This is a genomic window from Leptotrichia sp. oral taxon 498, assembly GCF_002240055.1.
Taxonomy (GTDB): Bacteria; Fusobacteriota; Fusobacteriia; order Fusobacteriales; family Leptotrichiaceae; genus Leptotrichia; species Leptotrichia rugosa.
This window is the reverse complement of sequence record NZ_CP016753.1, coordinates 1,957,500-1,973,538: the sequence shown is the minus strand read 5'-3', so window position 1 is coordinate 1,973,538 and position 16,039 is coordinate 1,957,500. Positions and strand designations below refer to the sequence as shown.

Below are 16,039 nucleotides of genomic sequence, written 5' to 3'. Positions count from 1 at the left end.
ATTTTTTACAGTTAATTTATTTTTTAAAAACGATGGAATAACTCAGTAATTTGTGATATACTTAAAGTGCAATTTTAGTAAAAAAAATTAGGAGAAAATTGAAAATGGAAACGAAAAAAATTAATAGAGTTGCCTTGATTATGGCGGGAGGAAGTGGTACTAGATTTTGGCCCTTGTCGACTAATGAAAAGCCGAAGCAATTTTTGGACTTGGTGTCGGAAAAGACGATGATTAAAGAGACAGTTGACAGAATTTTGAAACTGATACCAAGTGAAAATATATTTATTTCAACAAATATAAATTATTTGGAAATTGTAAAAAAGGAATTGCCGCAAATACCTGTAAGGAATATTATTTTTGAGCCAATGGCACGGGATACTGCAGCTTGTATTGGGTATGCTTCGCAAATAATTGACAAAATTATGGGAAATAGCATTATGGCTGTGTTGCCGTCTGATCATTTGATTGAAAAGGAAGATGAGTTTTTAAAAAGCCTTGAATTTGCATTTGAGGCGGCAAAGGGAGACAGGATTATTACGCTTGGAATAAGACCTTCGTATCCTGAAACTGGGTACGGATATATTGAATATGTGAAAAAAAATAAAAGTTGCGAGAAAAAAGATGGGCTTTGCATATACAAGGTTAAGAGATTTAGGGAAAAGCCAAATAAGGAACTTGCGGAAAAATATATTGAGCAGGGAAATTTTTTATGGAATAGCGGAATATTTGTCTGGAAGACGAAGTTCATTTTGAGCGAGATAAAAAAACATATGGATTCGCACAAAAGTGTTTTGGAAAATATTGAAAAATTACTTGAGAAAGTTGATTTAAAAGAGTTTCATGGAGAAAAATTGAGTAGTTATGTCAGAGATGAATTTAAAAATTTTGAAAAAATCTCGATTGACTTTGGCGTGATGGAGCATACAAAATCTGTGAGTGTGATTCCTGTGAATATTGGTTGGAATGATGTTGGAAGTTTTAAGTCACTGGGAGATATTTTTTCCAAAGATGACAAGGGAAATGTTGTAAAATCTGAAAAATTTGAGAAAATTGACTCTGAAGGAAACATTATCATCAACAAGGAAAATGATAAAATGATTGCAACAATTGGACTGGAAAATATTGTTATTGTAAATACAAAAGATGCACTTCTGGTCTGTCATAAGGATAAAAGTCAGGAAATTAAAAAGATACTGGATAAAATTGAAAAAAATAAAAGTTAAGGAAGTTTAAGAAAGATGAAAAATAAAAATAAAATTGATGTTATTGATGAAGGAAAAAAAGTTTTTGAAATTGAAATAGACGAATTAAAAAAAGTTAGAAATAAAGTTGATGAAAATTTTGAAAAACTTGTGAATATGATTTTTAATTTAGAAAAAAATAAAGTTATAATTACAGGGATTGGAAAATCTGGAATAATTGGAGAAAAAATAGCTGCGACTTTGGCTTCAACTGGAACAAGTGCCATTTTTGTAAATTCAGCAGAAGCGCTTCACGGCGATTTGGGAATGATAAGCTGTGGGGATATTGTCATAGCAATTTCAAATAGCGGAAATTCAGATGAAGTTTTGAGCATTTTGGATCCAATAAAAAAAATTGGAGCAAAAATTGTCAGCCTTACTGGAAATAAAAATTCAGCGCTTGCGAAACATTCTGAAGTTGTAGTAAATATCGGAGTTGACAAGGAAGCGTGCCCAATTGGTCAAGCGCCGACAAGTTCGACAACTGTAACACTTGTCATGGGAGACGCAATAGCAGCAAGTCTTATGAAACTTAGAAATTTCACAAAAAATGATTTTGCAAAATATCATCCTGGTGGAAGTCTTGGAAAAAGACTTTTGTTGCATGTGTCAGATTTAATGCACATTGGCGATGAATTACCTGTACTTTGTGAAGATGATCCGATAGAAAATGTCATTATGACTTTGACAAAAAAGAAGATGGGAGCTGTCTGTATCTCTGAAAATGGAAGAATTAATGGAAAACTTAAAGGAATTATAACAGAAGGAGATATACGACGAGCATTGCAGCACAAAGAAAAGTTTTTTGGCTACAAGGCAAAGGACATTATGACAAAATCGCCTATTTTTATTCATAAAGAAGCGATGGCACTGGAAGCGTTGAAACTTATGGAAAATAGAAAAAATGAAATTGGAGTGCTTCCAGTTACAGAAGATGGAAAAGTTATTGGAATTATTAGAGTGCACGATTTGGTTGGGTTAAAATAGGAAAGAAAGAGAAAGAAAGGAAATTATGGATAATAAAAGTTTATTAAAAGGGACACTTGTCTACACGCTCTCAAATGTTGTCACAAAAATGGGATCACTCGTATTTTTGCCGATAATCACAAGGCTTTTGACCGTTGAAGAATATGGAATTGTCGGAATGTTAGAACCAATTGCCACGCTTTTTGCAGTATTTTTAGGACTTGGAATTTATAATGCGCAAATGAAAAAATATGTGGATTTAAAAGATGATCCAAAAGAATTTGGAAGTTTCTTGTTTTCTTCGTTTTTTGTCATAATAGTTTTTAACTTATTAGTTTTTTTATTTTTAATAACGCCGTTTTCAAAAAAAATATTTTCATATATAATTGATTTAAACAAAATTGATTACAATTCACTGATTATTTTAACAATTGTAATAGGATTTGTAAATGCTTTAAATACACTTGCAATAACGCTTTTTAGAATGAAAAAGATGTACAGAAAAGTTGCATTTGGAAGTTTAATCAAACTTTTTTCAAATTATTTCTTAGCGATATATTTTATAAAATATATGAAGTTAGGAGCGCTTGGAAATCAAATTGCAAATTTTGCGGCTGTAGTTTTGCTTTTGATTTATTGCTTTAAAGATTATTTTGGAAAATTTAATTTTAAATTTAAGAAAGAATATGTAAATTATTCACTAAAAAATGGATTGCCACTAATTTTCATTGAATTAACTGACCAAATTGTAAATTTTAGCGACAGAATTGTTTTGGGAAAATTTATTCCAATTGCAATTGTTGGAGCTTACAGCCTTGCATTTACTGGTGGAAGGGCGCTTTCAGTAATAACGGGATCGTTTATAAACAGCTGGACTCCAGAGTTTTATGAAGCAATGAAAACGGATAGAAATAATCCAAAAATTACAAAAAGTCTTGAAACATTTTTGGGAATAATTTCGTTTGCATGTGTAATTGCGCAGCTTTTTGCACCAGAAGCAATAAAACTTATTTTTCCAAAAAGTTATGCCGCTGCAATTGACTTTATCCCATATGTTCTTGCGGGAATTGTGATACAGGCGCTTGTCTGTCTGGATTATTTTTTTCATTTTCATGAAGACAGTATGTATATTTTTTATTTTTCAGTTTTTGCGATGGCTTTTAATTTAATTGGAAATTTAATTTTGATTCCAAATTTTAAAAGTTATGGGGTATTTATTGCATTGTGGACAACAATTTTGGCATTTTTATTGAGAGCAGTTGCCGAAATGGTCGTCATAAAAAGAAAATATCATATTTCTTTTAATTACAGAAAAATGTTTTTTTATTTGATAATTTTATTAAATCCAGCGATTTTTTATCTGTCAAATCATGAAGTTTCGTGGATGAAATTTGCATTAAAAATAGTTTATTTGGGAATCATCGCAAAAATACTTATTAATAAAGAAGTTGCTGAAAAAATAAAAAATATTTTTAAAAAATTTTTGAAAAGATGAAATAAATAGGAGAAAATTATGAAATTTACAATTTTTACACCGACCTACAACCGAAAAGAATTACTAAAAAAATTATATGTTTCATTGCAAAATCAGACTTTCAAAGATTTTGAATGGCTGATTGTCGACGATGGCTCAAATGATGGAACAAATGAACTTGTAAAAGATTTTTTAAAAGAAAAAAAACTCGATATAAAATATTTTTTTAAAGAAAATGGCGGAAAACAGAGGGCGTATAATTTTGCGCTGGAAAAAGCACAAGGAGAATTGTTTATCTGTCTTGATTCTGACGATGAATACAAAAATTATGGGCTTGAAATTATTTTAAAATATTTAAAAAAATATGAAAATAACAAGAATTTAGCTGGAATGGGCTATCTTTCAACTTATCCAAACGGAAAAATTATAGGAAGCGCTTTTCCAAAAGATGAATTAATTGCGACACAGTTTGAAGTTTATAACAAATACGGCGTAACAGGAGATAAAGGGCTTGCATTTTTTACAAAAATTATAAAAAAATTTCCATTTCCTGTATTTGACGGTGAAAAATTTATAACCGAAGCTGTTGTTTATAACAGAATTTGCAGAAATTATAAAATGCTTTATGTCAATGAAAAAATTGAAATTAAAGATTATCAAAAAGATGGATTAACGGCAAAATATAATAATTTGCTGCTAAAAAATCCAAAGGGACAGGCGCTTTATCACAACGAAATAAATTTTGAAAAATTATCTTTTAAGCAAAGGCTTTTAAATAACGCAGTTTATTATAAATTTTGCAGATTTTCAAATTATAGCTACTTAAAATCTTTTAAAGAGTGCAACAGCAAGTTATTTTTTGTTTTGGGAAGTTTTTTAGGATTTATTATGTGGTCGAAAGATAAAAAAAATTTTTAGAAAAGAAAAATTATTAAAATTTATAATAACAGCAAAGGTTCAAGCCATCTTGTCAAATATTAAATTTTATAAATTTTTATAAAATAAAAAAAATAAAAATAATAAAAAAAGGAGAAAAATAAAAAAATGAGAAGAGATAAACTGTTATTTTTAATATTTCATATATTTGTAATAGCTTTTGTGTTATTTTTAAAAGTGGCAGTACATTTTGAAAACATAAAGTCAGATATGAAATTTTTAGAAGTTTTGCTTATGTTTGTCTATATTTATGTATTCTTAACAGCAAAAGTTTATTTAGATTGGCTAAATTCCTATATGATTTTTTTGTACACCACGTTCTTATTCAATTTTACGAGAATTTTTTTAGATGTTGTAAATTACCGTGAATTCGGCTGGGCAACAAAATTTGCCAATTTTTACTTTTATTACGATGTCCGAATAGAAATTATAACAATATTTTTATTAGTTTTGCTATTTACACATCTAGGATTTTTTATTGGAATTATGAATGAAGAAATCTATGAATTAAAAAGCAGCGTAACACTTCAAAAAAATCCCATTTTTGAAAATTTAGGAATGTTCTTATTCATAATTTCGTTACCCGCTCTAGCTTACAAGATGTTGCTTCAGTTAAAAGTAATTTTAAGTGCTGGATACGAAGCATATTACACAGGAATTTTAAAAAATGTCGAATATCCCGTTTTTACAAAAGGAAGCGGAACAATAATGACAATCGGATTTTTAATATTTTTAATTTCCATTCCTAAAAAAAAGAAATTTTTATTCGTTTCAGCACTTTATTTAATGGTAAAATTATTGGATTCATTCAAAGGAGCAAGAGCGATTTTCTTAACTCAATTATTATTCGTTATGTGGTATTACGCAAAAGTTTATGGAATAAAGATAAAACCAAAGACAATGGTCAAATTAACGGCTTTTACAGTAATTTTTTCCCAATTTCTGGTCTCATTCAGAAGTAAAAAAATATTCAGTTTCGACTTAATAAATTCAATCTGCAACTTTTTATTCTCACAAGGAGTAAGTTACTTAGTTTTAGGATACACAGTCAATTTCAAAGGCAAAATTGTGGGTGCAGGTCCATATCCTTACATTTTACAAGGACTTTTTGGATTCAAGCCACAGTCAATGGACACGCTTTACATGACAAATTCATTAGCCGACAGATTGACATACGAGCTAGATCCAACGGCATATTTAAAAGGAGAAGGAATAGGTTCAAACTATATCGCTGAAATGTATGATTTAGGATATATTTGGCTAATTATAATCTCAATTTTATTGGGAATTGCAATCATAAAATATGAAAAATATGTTGTAAAAAACAGATTTTTATTGCTTACAAGCTATTATTTCATCCCAAATTTATTTTACATTCCAAGAGGTTCATTCTTTGGAGATGGATTAATCAAAAATATGGCGCTATTAGTGGCAGTTTATGCAATTGTTACAAGTATTGACTACATGTATAAGCAAATTGAGAAAAAAAGGGAATTGGAGAGAATTAAAGTTTAAAAATAAAAAAAATTATAAAATTTTTGATAAAAATATTTAAAAATTTAATATAATTTTATTTAAAAATAAAAATAGGAGAAAAAATGTCAGAAAAAAAAATTATAGATAAAAAAATATATTATGTCTGGATAGGAAATGCAAAAAAGCCAGAGATTTTTTACAAATGCTTGGAATCTTGGAAAAAGAATTTACCAGATTTTGAGATAATTGAGATTAACGAGAAAAATTTTGATATGGAAAAACATCTAAAAAAGAACAGATTTTTTCGTGAATGTTATGAGAAAAAATTGTGGGCATATGTTTCAGATTACATGAGAGTTCATTTTATGTATGAGAATTCAGGAATTTATGTGGACACAGATATGGAAATAATAAAAGATTTGACACCAATTTTGGAAGAAAAAATTTCTTTTTTTCAAAATCAAAAAGATAAACTTTCAAAAAAAATGGAATTTTTTATTGGCTACGAAGACAAAAAACACATAAGTGTAGGTATTTTTGGGACAACGAAACATAATGAAATTTTAAAAGAAATAATGGAGTTTTACGAAGCTGACATTTGGGAAAAGCCTATTTGGACGATTCCAAAGATTTTTACTTATGTTTTTGAGAAAAAATATAATTTGAGCGAAAAAAGAGAAAATATTTTAAAAGATGGAGAAATTGTAATTTTTCCGAAAGAATACTTTTATCCATACGGTTATCACGAAAAATACACAGAAGATTGCATAAAACCTGAAACTTATGGAATTCATTGGTGGAATGACAGCTGGAGCAGCTTATCTGCAAGTCTTTTTTTGGAAACGAAACATTTGAAAGGAATAAAAAAGATTGTGAAGTTATCTAGGATTGTGGCTAGATATTGGATTAAAAAGAAATAATAGTAATTTAAAAATCTCTGGGAAAGGGATTTTTTTTATTAAAATAATTTGAAAAATAACAGAAATAAGTTATAATATTAATAAGTTTAAAGATAATATATTAAAAAATAAAAAAATAAAAATTTAGAAAGTAAAAGAGTTTATCTTTTTTATTAAAATTAGAAAAACGAAAGTTTAAATGCAGCTTTTGCATAACTGTAGAGGAGAGTGTGAGATGGAAGATATTATAGTCGAAGATGAAATTATAGTAAGAGAATCATCTGATGTGGGAAAATTCGACAAAAATAATGATGGTGTACTTAAAAAACTTCAATTAGATGTGCCATTTTTGAAAAATAATATAAAAGAATATTTTGAAGATGACGAGAAATATATGGATTTACTTTATTCAATGGCTGATAGAAGTGGTGTAGAGAGAGTATTAAAGATGAGATTTTTATTAGGAAAAGGGGTATCAATTAGAGATATTTTGTGGAGAAGCGGGAAAAATAGGGAAGAGTTAAAAGAATATATAGTAAAATTTAGAAAATATGGAATTGGAGAGAATGAAAAAATTACGCAGGATAATGTGGTAAGAGAATTATCAATGGCGGCTATCTTTTTAGGAACTTTTGGAGTTTGGTCAGGTGAAAGATATGTGGGGAATGGAACTTGGCGGTCGCCTGATAATTTTAATTTGAAATTGGATAAGAGTTGGGAATTATATTTTAATATGACTTGTGGGGATTCATCAGAATATTTTTTTCAAATAGATATTGACGATACTTTAAATTTTATGAATTTTTTGATAGATATAATTTATGAGAAAAATGTTAAAGAAAATAAATTAAAATGCTATTTTGGAGATATTTTTTAGCAAGATTACATGATAATAATGTGAAATGCGAGAAAGGATAAGAATATGAGTGATAAAGAAATTATAGAAGCTGAAACAGTAAAAGAAAATGGTAATAATCCGTTAAAAGTAATTCAATTAGATATGGAATATTTGAAAGAAAATGCTGAGGAATATTTGACAGATGATGAAAAATTTATGGATTTGCTATATTCAATAAACGATAGAAGCGGAGTAGAAAAATTATTAAAAATGAGATTTTTATCAGGCGGAGCAGTACCATTAAGAGATATTTTGTGGAGAAGTGGGAAGACTAAAGCAGAATTGGCAAATTATAAAGTGAAATTTAGAAAATATGGGGATAAACCTGAAGAGAAGAAGACGGAAGACAATATTGTGAGGGAGTTATTGATGTCGGATGTTTTGGAAGGGAGTTTTAGAGGTTGGGAAAATGAGATATGTTTGTATGATACTGCTAATTTTAAAAACACTTATAGAGGTAATAATTCCAACGCTAAATGGTATTCTATTGGTGGACATTATAATTTAAAAATGGAGAGAACAGGAGAAATATATATAAAAATGAGATGGTATTGTTATTATAGTTCTTTTGGTAAAGGAAATAGTCATTACACTTTCAAGATAGATGCAGATGACACTGAAAATTTTATGAATTTTTTGATTGATATAATTCATGAGAAAAATGTGAAGGCGGATAATTTGAAGAATTATTTTGAAGATATTTATTGATATAATTTATTTTCAAAATGTAAATAATAATTAGATAAAAGATAATAAAAAGAAATTTTAAAATGAGGAGAAAATTTAATGAGTGATGATATTATTGTGATTGAAGATGTGCAAGAAGTTGAAACAATGAATGATGAGAGTACTAAGGCATTGAAAGTGGTGCAGTTAAATGTAGATTATTTGAGGGAGAATGCGGAAGAATATTTGACAGATGATGAGAAATTTATGGAGTTGTTGTATTCGATAAGTGATAGAAGTGGGATTGAGAAGTTATTGAAAATGAGATTTATTTCGGGTGGAGCAGTTCCGTTGAGAGATATTTTGAAAGAAACTTGGAAAACAAAAGAGGAGTTAGCGAATTATAAATTTAAGTTTAGAAAGTATGGGGATAAGCCGAATGAGAAAGAGACTGAGGATAATATTGTAAGGGAGTTGCCGATGTCTTATGTGTATGAGGGGTCGTTTTTAGGTTGGGAGAATGAGAGATGTTCATATGATTATAATGATTATCAGTATACAAATTATCATGGGAATAATAGTGATGCAAAATGGTATTCTATTGATGGGCATTATAATTTAAAAATAGAAAAAACAGGAGAAATATATTTAAAAATGAGATGGTATTATCAATATTCTGATAATAATAATGATAAAGGAAATGGATATTATACTTTCAAAATAGACTTAAATGACACATTAAATTTCATGAACTTCTTAATAGATTTAATCTATGAAAAAAATGCAAAATCAGCTGAAGTTAAAAATTATTTTGGAGACATCTATTAAAATTTTTAAAAAATTGGAGGCAAAAAAATATGAAAAAAGAAACTTTAATAGAAAGTTTAAAAGAAATTGACACAAAATTAGTGAATGAAGTAAAAAAACAAGATTTATTTACTGATATTTATGAAGTGACGGATTTTGATTTGTTAGAGGAGAATTTTGGGGATATTGCACTTTATAAGATTAATGAGATTACTTATGAAGAAGAAGAAAAAGCACCGAGAAGAGAGGCTTTTGAGAATGTTTTGGGAGCATTGAGGGATAGTTTTAATAATTTTTTGTACATTATTTTGGGGACGAAAGAAAAAGTTTCGATTTATTTTGGAGTTGCGAAAAACAGTTATATTGATTCAAGCAATAGCATTTTGGAATTGCAAGATGTTGGAGATATGATTTTAAAACCGAGTATTGAAGGGAATTTTAGAGGAAGTAAGATAAAAGAAATTATTTCTGATGAAAAAGAAGAAGTTTTGAAGGTTATAAGAAATCAAGGGAATAAATATGCATATTTTGAAGGAAATCCTGGAATAAATGAATCTGAAGATAGAAGTGATTTTCAGGGAATTGACAGATTAATTGACATAATGAGCGTGGGAAATCAAGGGACATTTGGACTTGTGATTTATGCTAATCCAATTCAGAAAGAGGAAATTGTAGAGATTGAGAAGGATATTTATAAACAGTATAATTATTATAATACAGTTCATAAGAGAAGTTATCAATTGGGGGAAAATCAAAGTAATAATACTGGGGAGAGTGCTACTGTAGGAAGTGGGACTAGTGAGAGTACAGCAAAAGGTAAAAGTAGTAATGAGACTAGTGGATCTAGTGAGACAAAAACAGAAGGAAGCAGTGCTAGTGATACTAAAGGTTCTAATGAAAGTGAAACAAAAGGAACGAATTATAATAAAGCTACTGGAAATACCTGGAGTAATTCTGAGGGATCTAACAAAACAGAAAATACAGGTAAAAGTACGACAACAGGAACGAGTAATGGTTCTTCTACAAGTAGTAAATCATCTTCAACAGGGGAAAGTGCTGGAACATCATGGGGAACAAATAAAAATAAATCAGAAGGAGGAAGTAAAACAATCACAGAAGGAAGTAACCTTAGCCAAGCTAAAGGAACATCGACAAGTAGAACATCAGGAACTTCATTGAGTAAAGCTACTGGAACTTCAACTAGCAAAACATCAGGAACTTCGGAAAATAAGACAATTGGAACTACAAAAAATAACAGTACAACTAAAAATAGTGGTTCTAGTACAGGAACATCTGAAACAGAAAATATTGAAATTATAAAAAAAGAAATTCATTCATGGATTTCATATATTGATGAAACTTTATTGCCAATAATTGATTATGGAAAAGGAAAAGGGTTATTTAGAGTAAATACATATATTTTTGCTGATAATTCTGCAACTTTGCTTAAATTGGGAAATACATTGAAATCATTATCTTCTGGGAAAAAAGGGAATAAAAGGCCATTGGAATATTACAGATTAGATAATGTGAAAGATAAAAAAATAATAAATAATTTAGTTAATTTTCAAATGAATAAAATTCAAAATGATATTGAAAAAGATGAGTTCTATACTGTAAATTCAATAGAAATAGGAAATGGATTTGTTAATGATTTTTATTCATCGAAAGAATTATCGTTGATTGCAGGACTTCCTAGAAAAGAAGTAAACGGATTAAAAGTAACAAAACAAGTGGAATTTGGATTAAATACAACTGATGAAAAAATGAAAGAACCATTGGAACTAGGAAATTTGGTACAAAGTGGGAAAATATTAGAAAATTCAGAAGTAAATATTGATAAAAAAGATTTGAATAAACATATTTTTGTTGCTGGAGTAACAGGAACAGGTAAAACGACTACTTGTCAAAGAATTTTGCTTGAAAGTGGAATGCCATTTTTGGTAGTGGAACCAGCTAAAACGGAATATAGAATTATGAAACTTAGTAAAAAAACAGAAGATATGGTAATTTTTACTTTAGGTCAAGATAATATTGCACCATTTAGATTGAATCCATTCGAGTTTTTTCCACACGAAAGTTTAACTTCGAGAGTAGATATGATAAAAGCTGCTATTGAAGCCTCATTTGATATGGAAGCAGCTATACCACAATTAATTGAATCAACAATATATGAATGTTACAAAGATTATGGTTGGAATGTAAATACGAATAAGAATACAAAATTTGAAAATCCATTTGCAGATGATGTTTACGCATTTCCTACATTCAATGATATATTGAAAAAAGTGGATGCTGTAGCTGAGAAACAAGGATTTGATGAAAGATTGAAAAAAGACTATATTGGTTCAATAAAAGCTAGATTACAAAGTTTGACTCTAGGTTCAAAAGGACTTATGTTAAATACACCGAGAAGTATTGATTTTGTGGGATTATTAGATAAAAAAGTTGTTTTAGAAATAGAAGAAGTAAAAAATACTGGAGAAAAATCTTTTGTAATGGGACTTATAATGACGAATTTAAGAGAAGCATTAAGAGCAAAATATAAAGAAAATAAACATTTTAAACATATTACATTGATTGAAGAAGCACATAGACTACTTAGTAAATTTGAGCCAGGAGATTCGGTTAATAAAAAACAAGGTGTGGAAATTTTTGCTGACATGCTTGCTGAAGTTAGAAAATATGGAGAATCGTTAATAATTGCTGATCAAATTCCGAATAAATTAACTCCTGAAGTGTTGAAAAATACGAATACAAAAATAATTCATAAATTGTTTGCAGAAGATGATAAAGAATCGGTTGGAAATACAATGATTTTGGAAAAAGAACAAAAAGAATTTTTATCTAGTTTGCCAACAGGAAGAGCAGTTGTTTTTTCTCAAGGATGGTCAAAAGCAGTACAAGTTCAAATAAAATTATTGACAAATACAACTTCGGATGAAGAAGTAGATGAACAAATATTGAAAGATAGTTGCATTAATTACTATAGAGAAAATTATAGAAGAGAAATATTTTCAGAAAGTAATATTTTTGATAGGGAGCCGACTTTTGAGGAAATGAAAACTATTATAGAATTTAGCAGAAGTGACTTGCTAAGTAGTTTCAAAAATATGTATGCAGCATTGGAAAATTTTTCTATAAGGGATATAAGAGATAGATCAAATATTTTTAAAAAAGCTAACAAAGAATATGTAAAAAATATAAGAATTGCAACAGAAAATGAAAAAAATCTATTAGCAAAATATTTAAAAGAAAAATATTTTGTTAAGAAAAAACATAAATTAGAAGAAATTAATAGAGTAGAAGAATTAGAGAAAAATATAATAGAATTTTTGTCAGAAGAAATAACAGATGAAAAAATAGATAGTGGAGATCCTTTAGAAATAAAAAAATTAGCAATGGAAAAATTAGGAAAAGGAGATGAGTAAAAATGGTATTTGGTTTGATAGCATCAGCAATAAGTGGTGTTGTAGGAGCAATTAGCGCGATAGGAAGTTCTATACTTGGTCTAGGAGTAGGTCCGTTTCTTGGAATAGTAAATTTAGCTATAGGTATAGCAAAATTATTGAGTCCCAAAAATCAAATAGAACCAAGAGATTATGAAAGATTTTCTTATACAGCTAATATAAAAGATAAAAAACCTGAAAATTATGAGGATGTTTCAAGTTATATAAGTGATGTAAAAAATTCAATGAAAGAATTGACACCTGAAGAAGAACAAAAATTAGGAAATTTAAGTGAGACAGAAAAGAAAAGATATAAATCGAATACGATAGCAACAATATTTCAGGCTTTTGGAGAAGAATTAGGATTGAAAGAACCAATTTCATTTGGAGCAATAAAGGGTGCAGCTGAAATAAAAATGAATCCAACAGAATTTAAAAAAATGGTAGAGGATTATAAAAATAATAAAATACCTACAATGGATGTAGATGCGTATTTAGACAATAAATTAGATGCAGATGATGATGTAGCGATGTATGATTATTTAAAAGAAAAATTGGATAAAATGGGATGATACATCATTAAAGTAAAATAAAAAAATATAAGAAAGAAAAAAATAGTAATAAAAATTAATAAGAGGAGATGAATAAAATGGGATTTTGGAGTTTTCTTAGTGGGGTAGGACATGCAATAACAGGAGCAATTAGAGCGGTGGGAACTGCAATAGCTGGTGTAGGAAGAGCACTATTTTCCGGAATAGCGAATTTAGCTGAAGGTATAGTAAAATTGTTAAGTCCAAAAAGCCAAATAGAGCCAAGAGATTATGAAAGATTCTCTTATACAGCAGAAGTTAGAGATATAAAACCTGAGAACTATGAAAGTGTTGCAAGTTATATAAATGCTGTAAAAGAATCAATGAAAGAATTAACTCCTGAAGAAGAACATAAATTAGAAAATTTAAATGAAACAGAGAAGAAAAAACATAAATCAAATACAATTTCAACAATATTTCAGGCTTTTGGTGAAGATTTAGGGTTGGAAGAACCTATTTCATTTGGAACAATAAAAGGAGCAGCTGAAATAAAAATGGATGCAAATGAATTTAAAAAAATGCTAGAAGATCATAAAAATGGTAAAATTCCTACAACAAATATAGATGCATATTTAAATAATGAATTAGACGCAGATGATGATGTTGCAATGTATGATTATTTAAAAGAGAAATTAGACAAGATGGATGAAGAACTTGAAAAATTAAACGAAAAAATATAATAAAGAACATATATTGATTAGAAATTATATCAGAATAAAAAAATATAGAAAAAACAGCAAAAGAATAATTGAGAGGAGCTGAGAAAAATGACAGTGAAAATTTCGATTGCGATTTATGTTTCTGAACAGGGAATTTTGACAGAATATAATGGAAATGTAAAAAAATATCAAGGAGAAAAATTTTGTAATAGGGAAGTAAAAGAATTTTTATCGTGGTTAAAAAAAAATTTTCGTTCAAAAAATGTTTTTGATTTATTGATTTTTGGTACAGATTTTGAAAAAGTTAAAGAAATTTATAATGGATTTAATGATTTTGAAGTTTTAGAAGATAGTAATTTCACTTTAGAGACTTTGGAAAAAATTTTGCTTGAAAATGTGAATTTAAAAGAAAATGTAGTTTTGAAAATTTCTAATAATGAAAACGAAAAGATTTTCATAACTAAAAAAGGAAAACAATTTATTAGAACAAAAGAAGAAGAAAATTTTAAAAATGAAATTTTTGTAAAGACTAATAATGAAAATTTTTTTAAAGTGAATGCTAAAAGGTCAAAAGTGATTTCTAAAAAGAAAGAAAATTTGAATACAGTAGCAAAAGATGAAGTGAATTTGAGTTCAATATTTGCTAAGAAGTTGAAAGGAAATTAAGGAGAGATAGAAATGAATGATGGACAAACAGGAAAAATTTTAAATGATAGTATAGAGAAAATAAAAGGTATTTTATCGATTATAGCCAAAATTAGTACAAGAGTTGATGGATTAGAAAAGAGAATATCTGAAATTGAGAAATTAAATAATATTTATTCTCCAAAAGAAACGATTTCTGATGAAGATAAAAAAGAAGTAAAAGAGAAAAATAACTTAAATTTTGGAAATGAAAATCAAGAAAATGAATTAAAAGAAGAAAATCTAGATTTAAAGGAAAGATTAGAAAATTTAAAAAATGAAAAAATAAAAGAGATAGAAGAAAAAGATCAAAGAATATCAGAACTAACAGAAAAAAATACTGAATTGGAAGAAAAAAATAAAAAATTAGAAGAAGAAAAAAATGAGAAAATTGATGAAATTAAAAAATTAAGTAAAGATTTAAATCAAGAAAAAGATAATTTCGATAATTTAGAAACAAAATTTTCAAATTTTAAAAAGGGAGCAGAAGATGAATTTTTAAAATTAAATGGAGAAATTAAATCTAGAGATGTTAAAATAAATGATTTAAACTTCAAAATAAATAATTTGTTGAGAGAAAAAACTAATTTAGAAAAAAATGTTGATGACTTAAGAAGAGAAATTCTTTCTAAAAATCAATCGATAACTCGTTTGGAAAATCAAGTTAGTTCTTTGACAGAAGATGTGAAAAATAGAGATTATAAAATTTTTGGATTAGAAAAAGATAATAATGAATTAAAAAATGATAAGAATAACTTAATATCAAGATTAGCGGATTTTAAAGACTTAGAAGAATTAGAAGCTCTTTATAGCGAGTATTTGAAAATTCCTGAAAATGATAGAGAGAAATATGACGCGATATTAAAACCACATTTGGGAAAAGATATGTTTTTATATTTGGTAACTACAAAATTTTCAAATTATAAAGATTTTTTAAAAAATGATTTTATTGAGAATGCTGATTTTTATGCTGTGTTAGTTAAAATCTATGACTATGTAATTAATGTGATGAATAAAGAGTATGATGAAGAAGTGTATGAGTTTGTAAATCCTGAAATTGGTGAAAGATACAATCCAATTTCTCAAATACCATCTTCAAATAGTGTGAGCAATGGTGATGTAGCTAGAGTTATTGTGAAAGGGTATCAAAGAAAAAGAGACAAAAAATTATTGTATCAATCTATTGTTTTATTAAAATAAAAAATAAAGAGCAAGATAACTTTAAAGAATCTAAAAAATGTTGAAAAATATATTTAGAAAGATTTAAAGTTATTTTGTTTGTAAAAATGTATTT

At 27.8% G+C, this 16,039-nt stretch carries 14 protein-coding genes; all 14 read left to right on the top strand.

Annotated elements, in window-relative coordinates; translation table 11 throughout:
* The first annotated feature begins 119 nt into the window (after positions 1-119).
* The 14 genes from BCB68_RS09705 (at position 120) to BCB68_RS09640 (ending at position 15,945) form a co-directional block, all read left to right on the top strand.
* Positions 120-1,223: a mannose-1-phosphate guanylyltransferase gene (locus tag BCB68_RS09705; protein ID WP_094080829.1), complete on the top strand. Its 1,104-nt coding sequence runs from the start codon at positions 120-122 to the stop codon at positions 1,221-1,223.
* 15 nt (positions 1,224-1,238) lie between these two features.
* Positions 1,239-2,228, top strand: coding sequence for a KpsF/GutQ family sugar-phosphate isomerase (locus BCB68_RS09700; protein ID WP_094080593.1), 990 nt, complete (start codon positions 1,239-1,241; stop codon positions 2,226-2,228).
* A gap of 25 nt (positions 2,229-2,253) precedes the next feature.
* Complete coding sequence (locus BCB68_RS09695) at positions 2,254-3,702, top strand: lipopolysaccharide biosynthesis protein (RefSeq protein ID WP_094080592.1); 1,449 nt, start codon at positions 2,254-2,256, stop codon at positions 3,700-3,702.
* Positions 3,703-3,720: 18 nt separating this feature from the next.
* Positions 3,721-4,599: a glycosyltransferase family 2 protein gene (locus BCB68_RS09690; RefSeq protein WP_094080591.1), complete on the top strand. Its 879-nt coding sequence runs from the start codon at positions 3,721-3,723 to the stop codon at positions 4,597-4,599.
* Positions 4,600-4,725: 126 nt separating this feature from the next.
* A complete protein-coding gene (gene wzy, locus BCB68_RS09685) occupies positions 4,726-6,132 on the top strand; it encodes an O-antigen polysaccharide polymerase Wzy (protein WP_094080590.1) in 1,407 nt (468 codons plus the stop codon).
* A 98-nt stretch (positions 6,133-6,230) separates the two neighbouring features.
* The gene (locus tag BCB68_RS09680; RefSeq protein WP_094080828.1) at positions 6,231-7,013 is read left to right on the top strand and encodes a glycosyltransferase; all 783 of its coding nucleotides are present in this window, start codon (positions 6,231-6,233) and stop codon (positions 7,011-7,013) included.
* A 214-nt stretch (positions 7,014-7,227) separates the two neighbouring features.
* The gene (locus BCB68_RS09675; protein ID WP_237048629.1) at positions 7,228-7,869 is read left to right on the top strand and encodes a hypothetical protein; all 642 of its coding nucleotides are present in this window, start codon (positions 7,228-7,230) and stop codon (positions 7,867-7,869) included.
* A gap of 45 nt (positions 7,870-7,914) precedes the next feature.
* A complete protein-coding gene (locus BCB68_RS09670; RefSeq protein ID WP_094080589.1) occupies positions 7,915-8,598 on the top strand; it encodes a hypothetical protein in 684 nt (227 codons plus the stop codon).
* Positions 8,599-8,676: 78 nt separating this feature from the next.
* On the top strand, positions 8,677-9,384 hold the full coding sequence (locus BCB68_RS09665; RefSeq protein WP_157697383.1) for a hypothetical protein: 708 nt from the start codon (positions 8,677-8,679) through the stop codon (positions 9,382-9,384).
* 29 nt (positions 9,385-9,413) lie between these two features.
* On the top strand, positions 9,414-12,794 hold the full coding sequence (locus BCB68_RS09660) for a helicase HerA domain-containing protein (protein WP_094080588.1): 3,381 nt from the start codon (positions 9,414-9,416) through the stop codon (positions 12,792-12,794).
* A 2-nt stretch (positions 12,795-12,796) separates the two neighbouring features.
* Positions 12,797-13,384: a hypothetical protein gene (locus BCB68_RS09655; protein ID WP_094080587.1), complete on the top strand. Its 588-nt coding sequence runs from the start codon at positions 12,797-12,799 to the stop codon at positions 13,382-13,384.
* A gap of 77 nt (positions 13,385-13,461) precedes the next feature.
* Positions 13,462-14,082, top strand: a complete 621-nt coding sequence (locus BCB68_RS09650; protein WP_094080586.1) for a hypothetical protein — start codon at positions 13,462-13,464, stop codon at positions 14,080-14,082.
* Between the two features lie 87 nt (positions 14,083-14,169).
* Positions 14,170-14,727, top strand: a complete 558-nt coding sequence (locus BCB68_RS09645; protein ID WP_094080585.1) for a hypothetical protein — start codon at positions 14,170-14,172, stop codon at positions 14,725-14,727.
* A gap of 12 nt (positions 14,728-14,739) precedes the next feature.
* On the top strand, positions 14,740-15,945 hold the full coding sequence (locus BCB68_RS09640) for a hypothetical protein (RefSeq protein ID WP_094080584.1): 1,206 nt from the start codon (positions 14,740-14,742) through the stop codon (positions 15,943-15,945).
* Positions 15,946-16,039 lie beyond the last annotated feature (94 nt).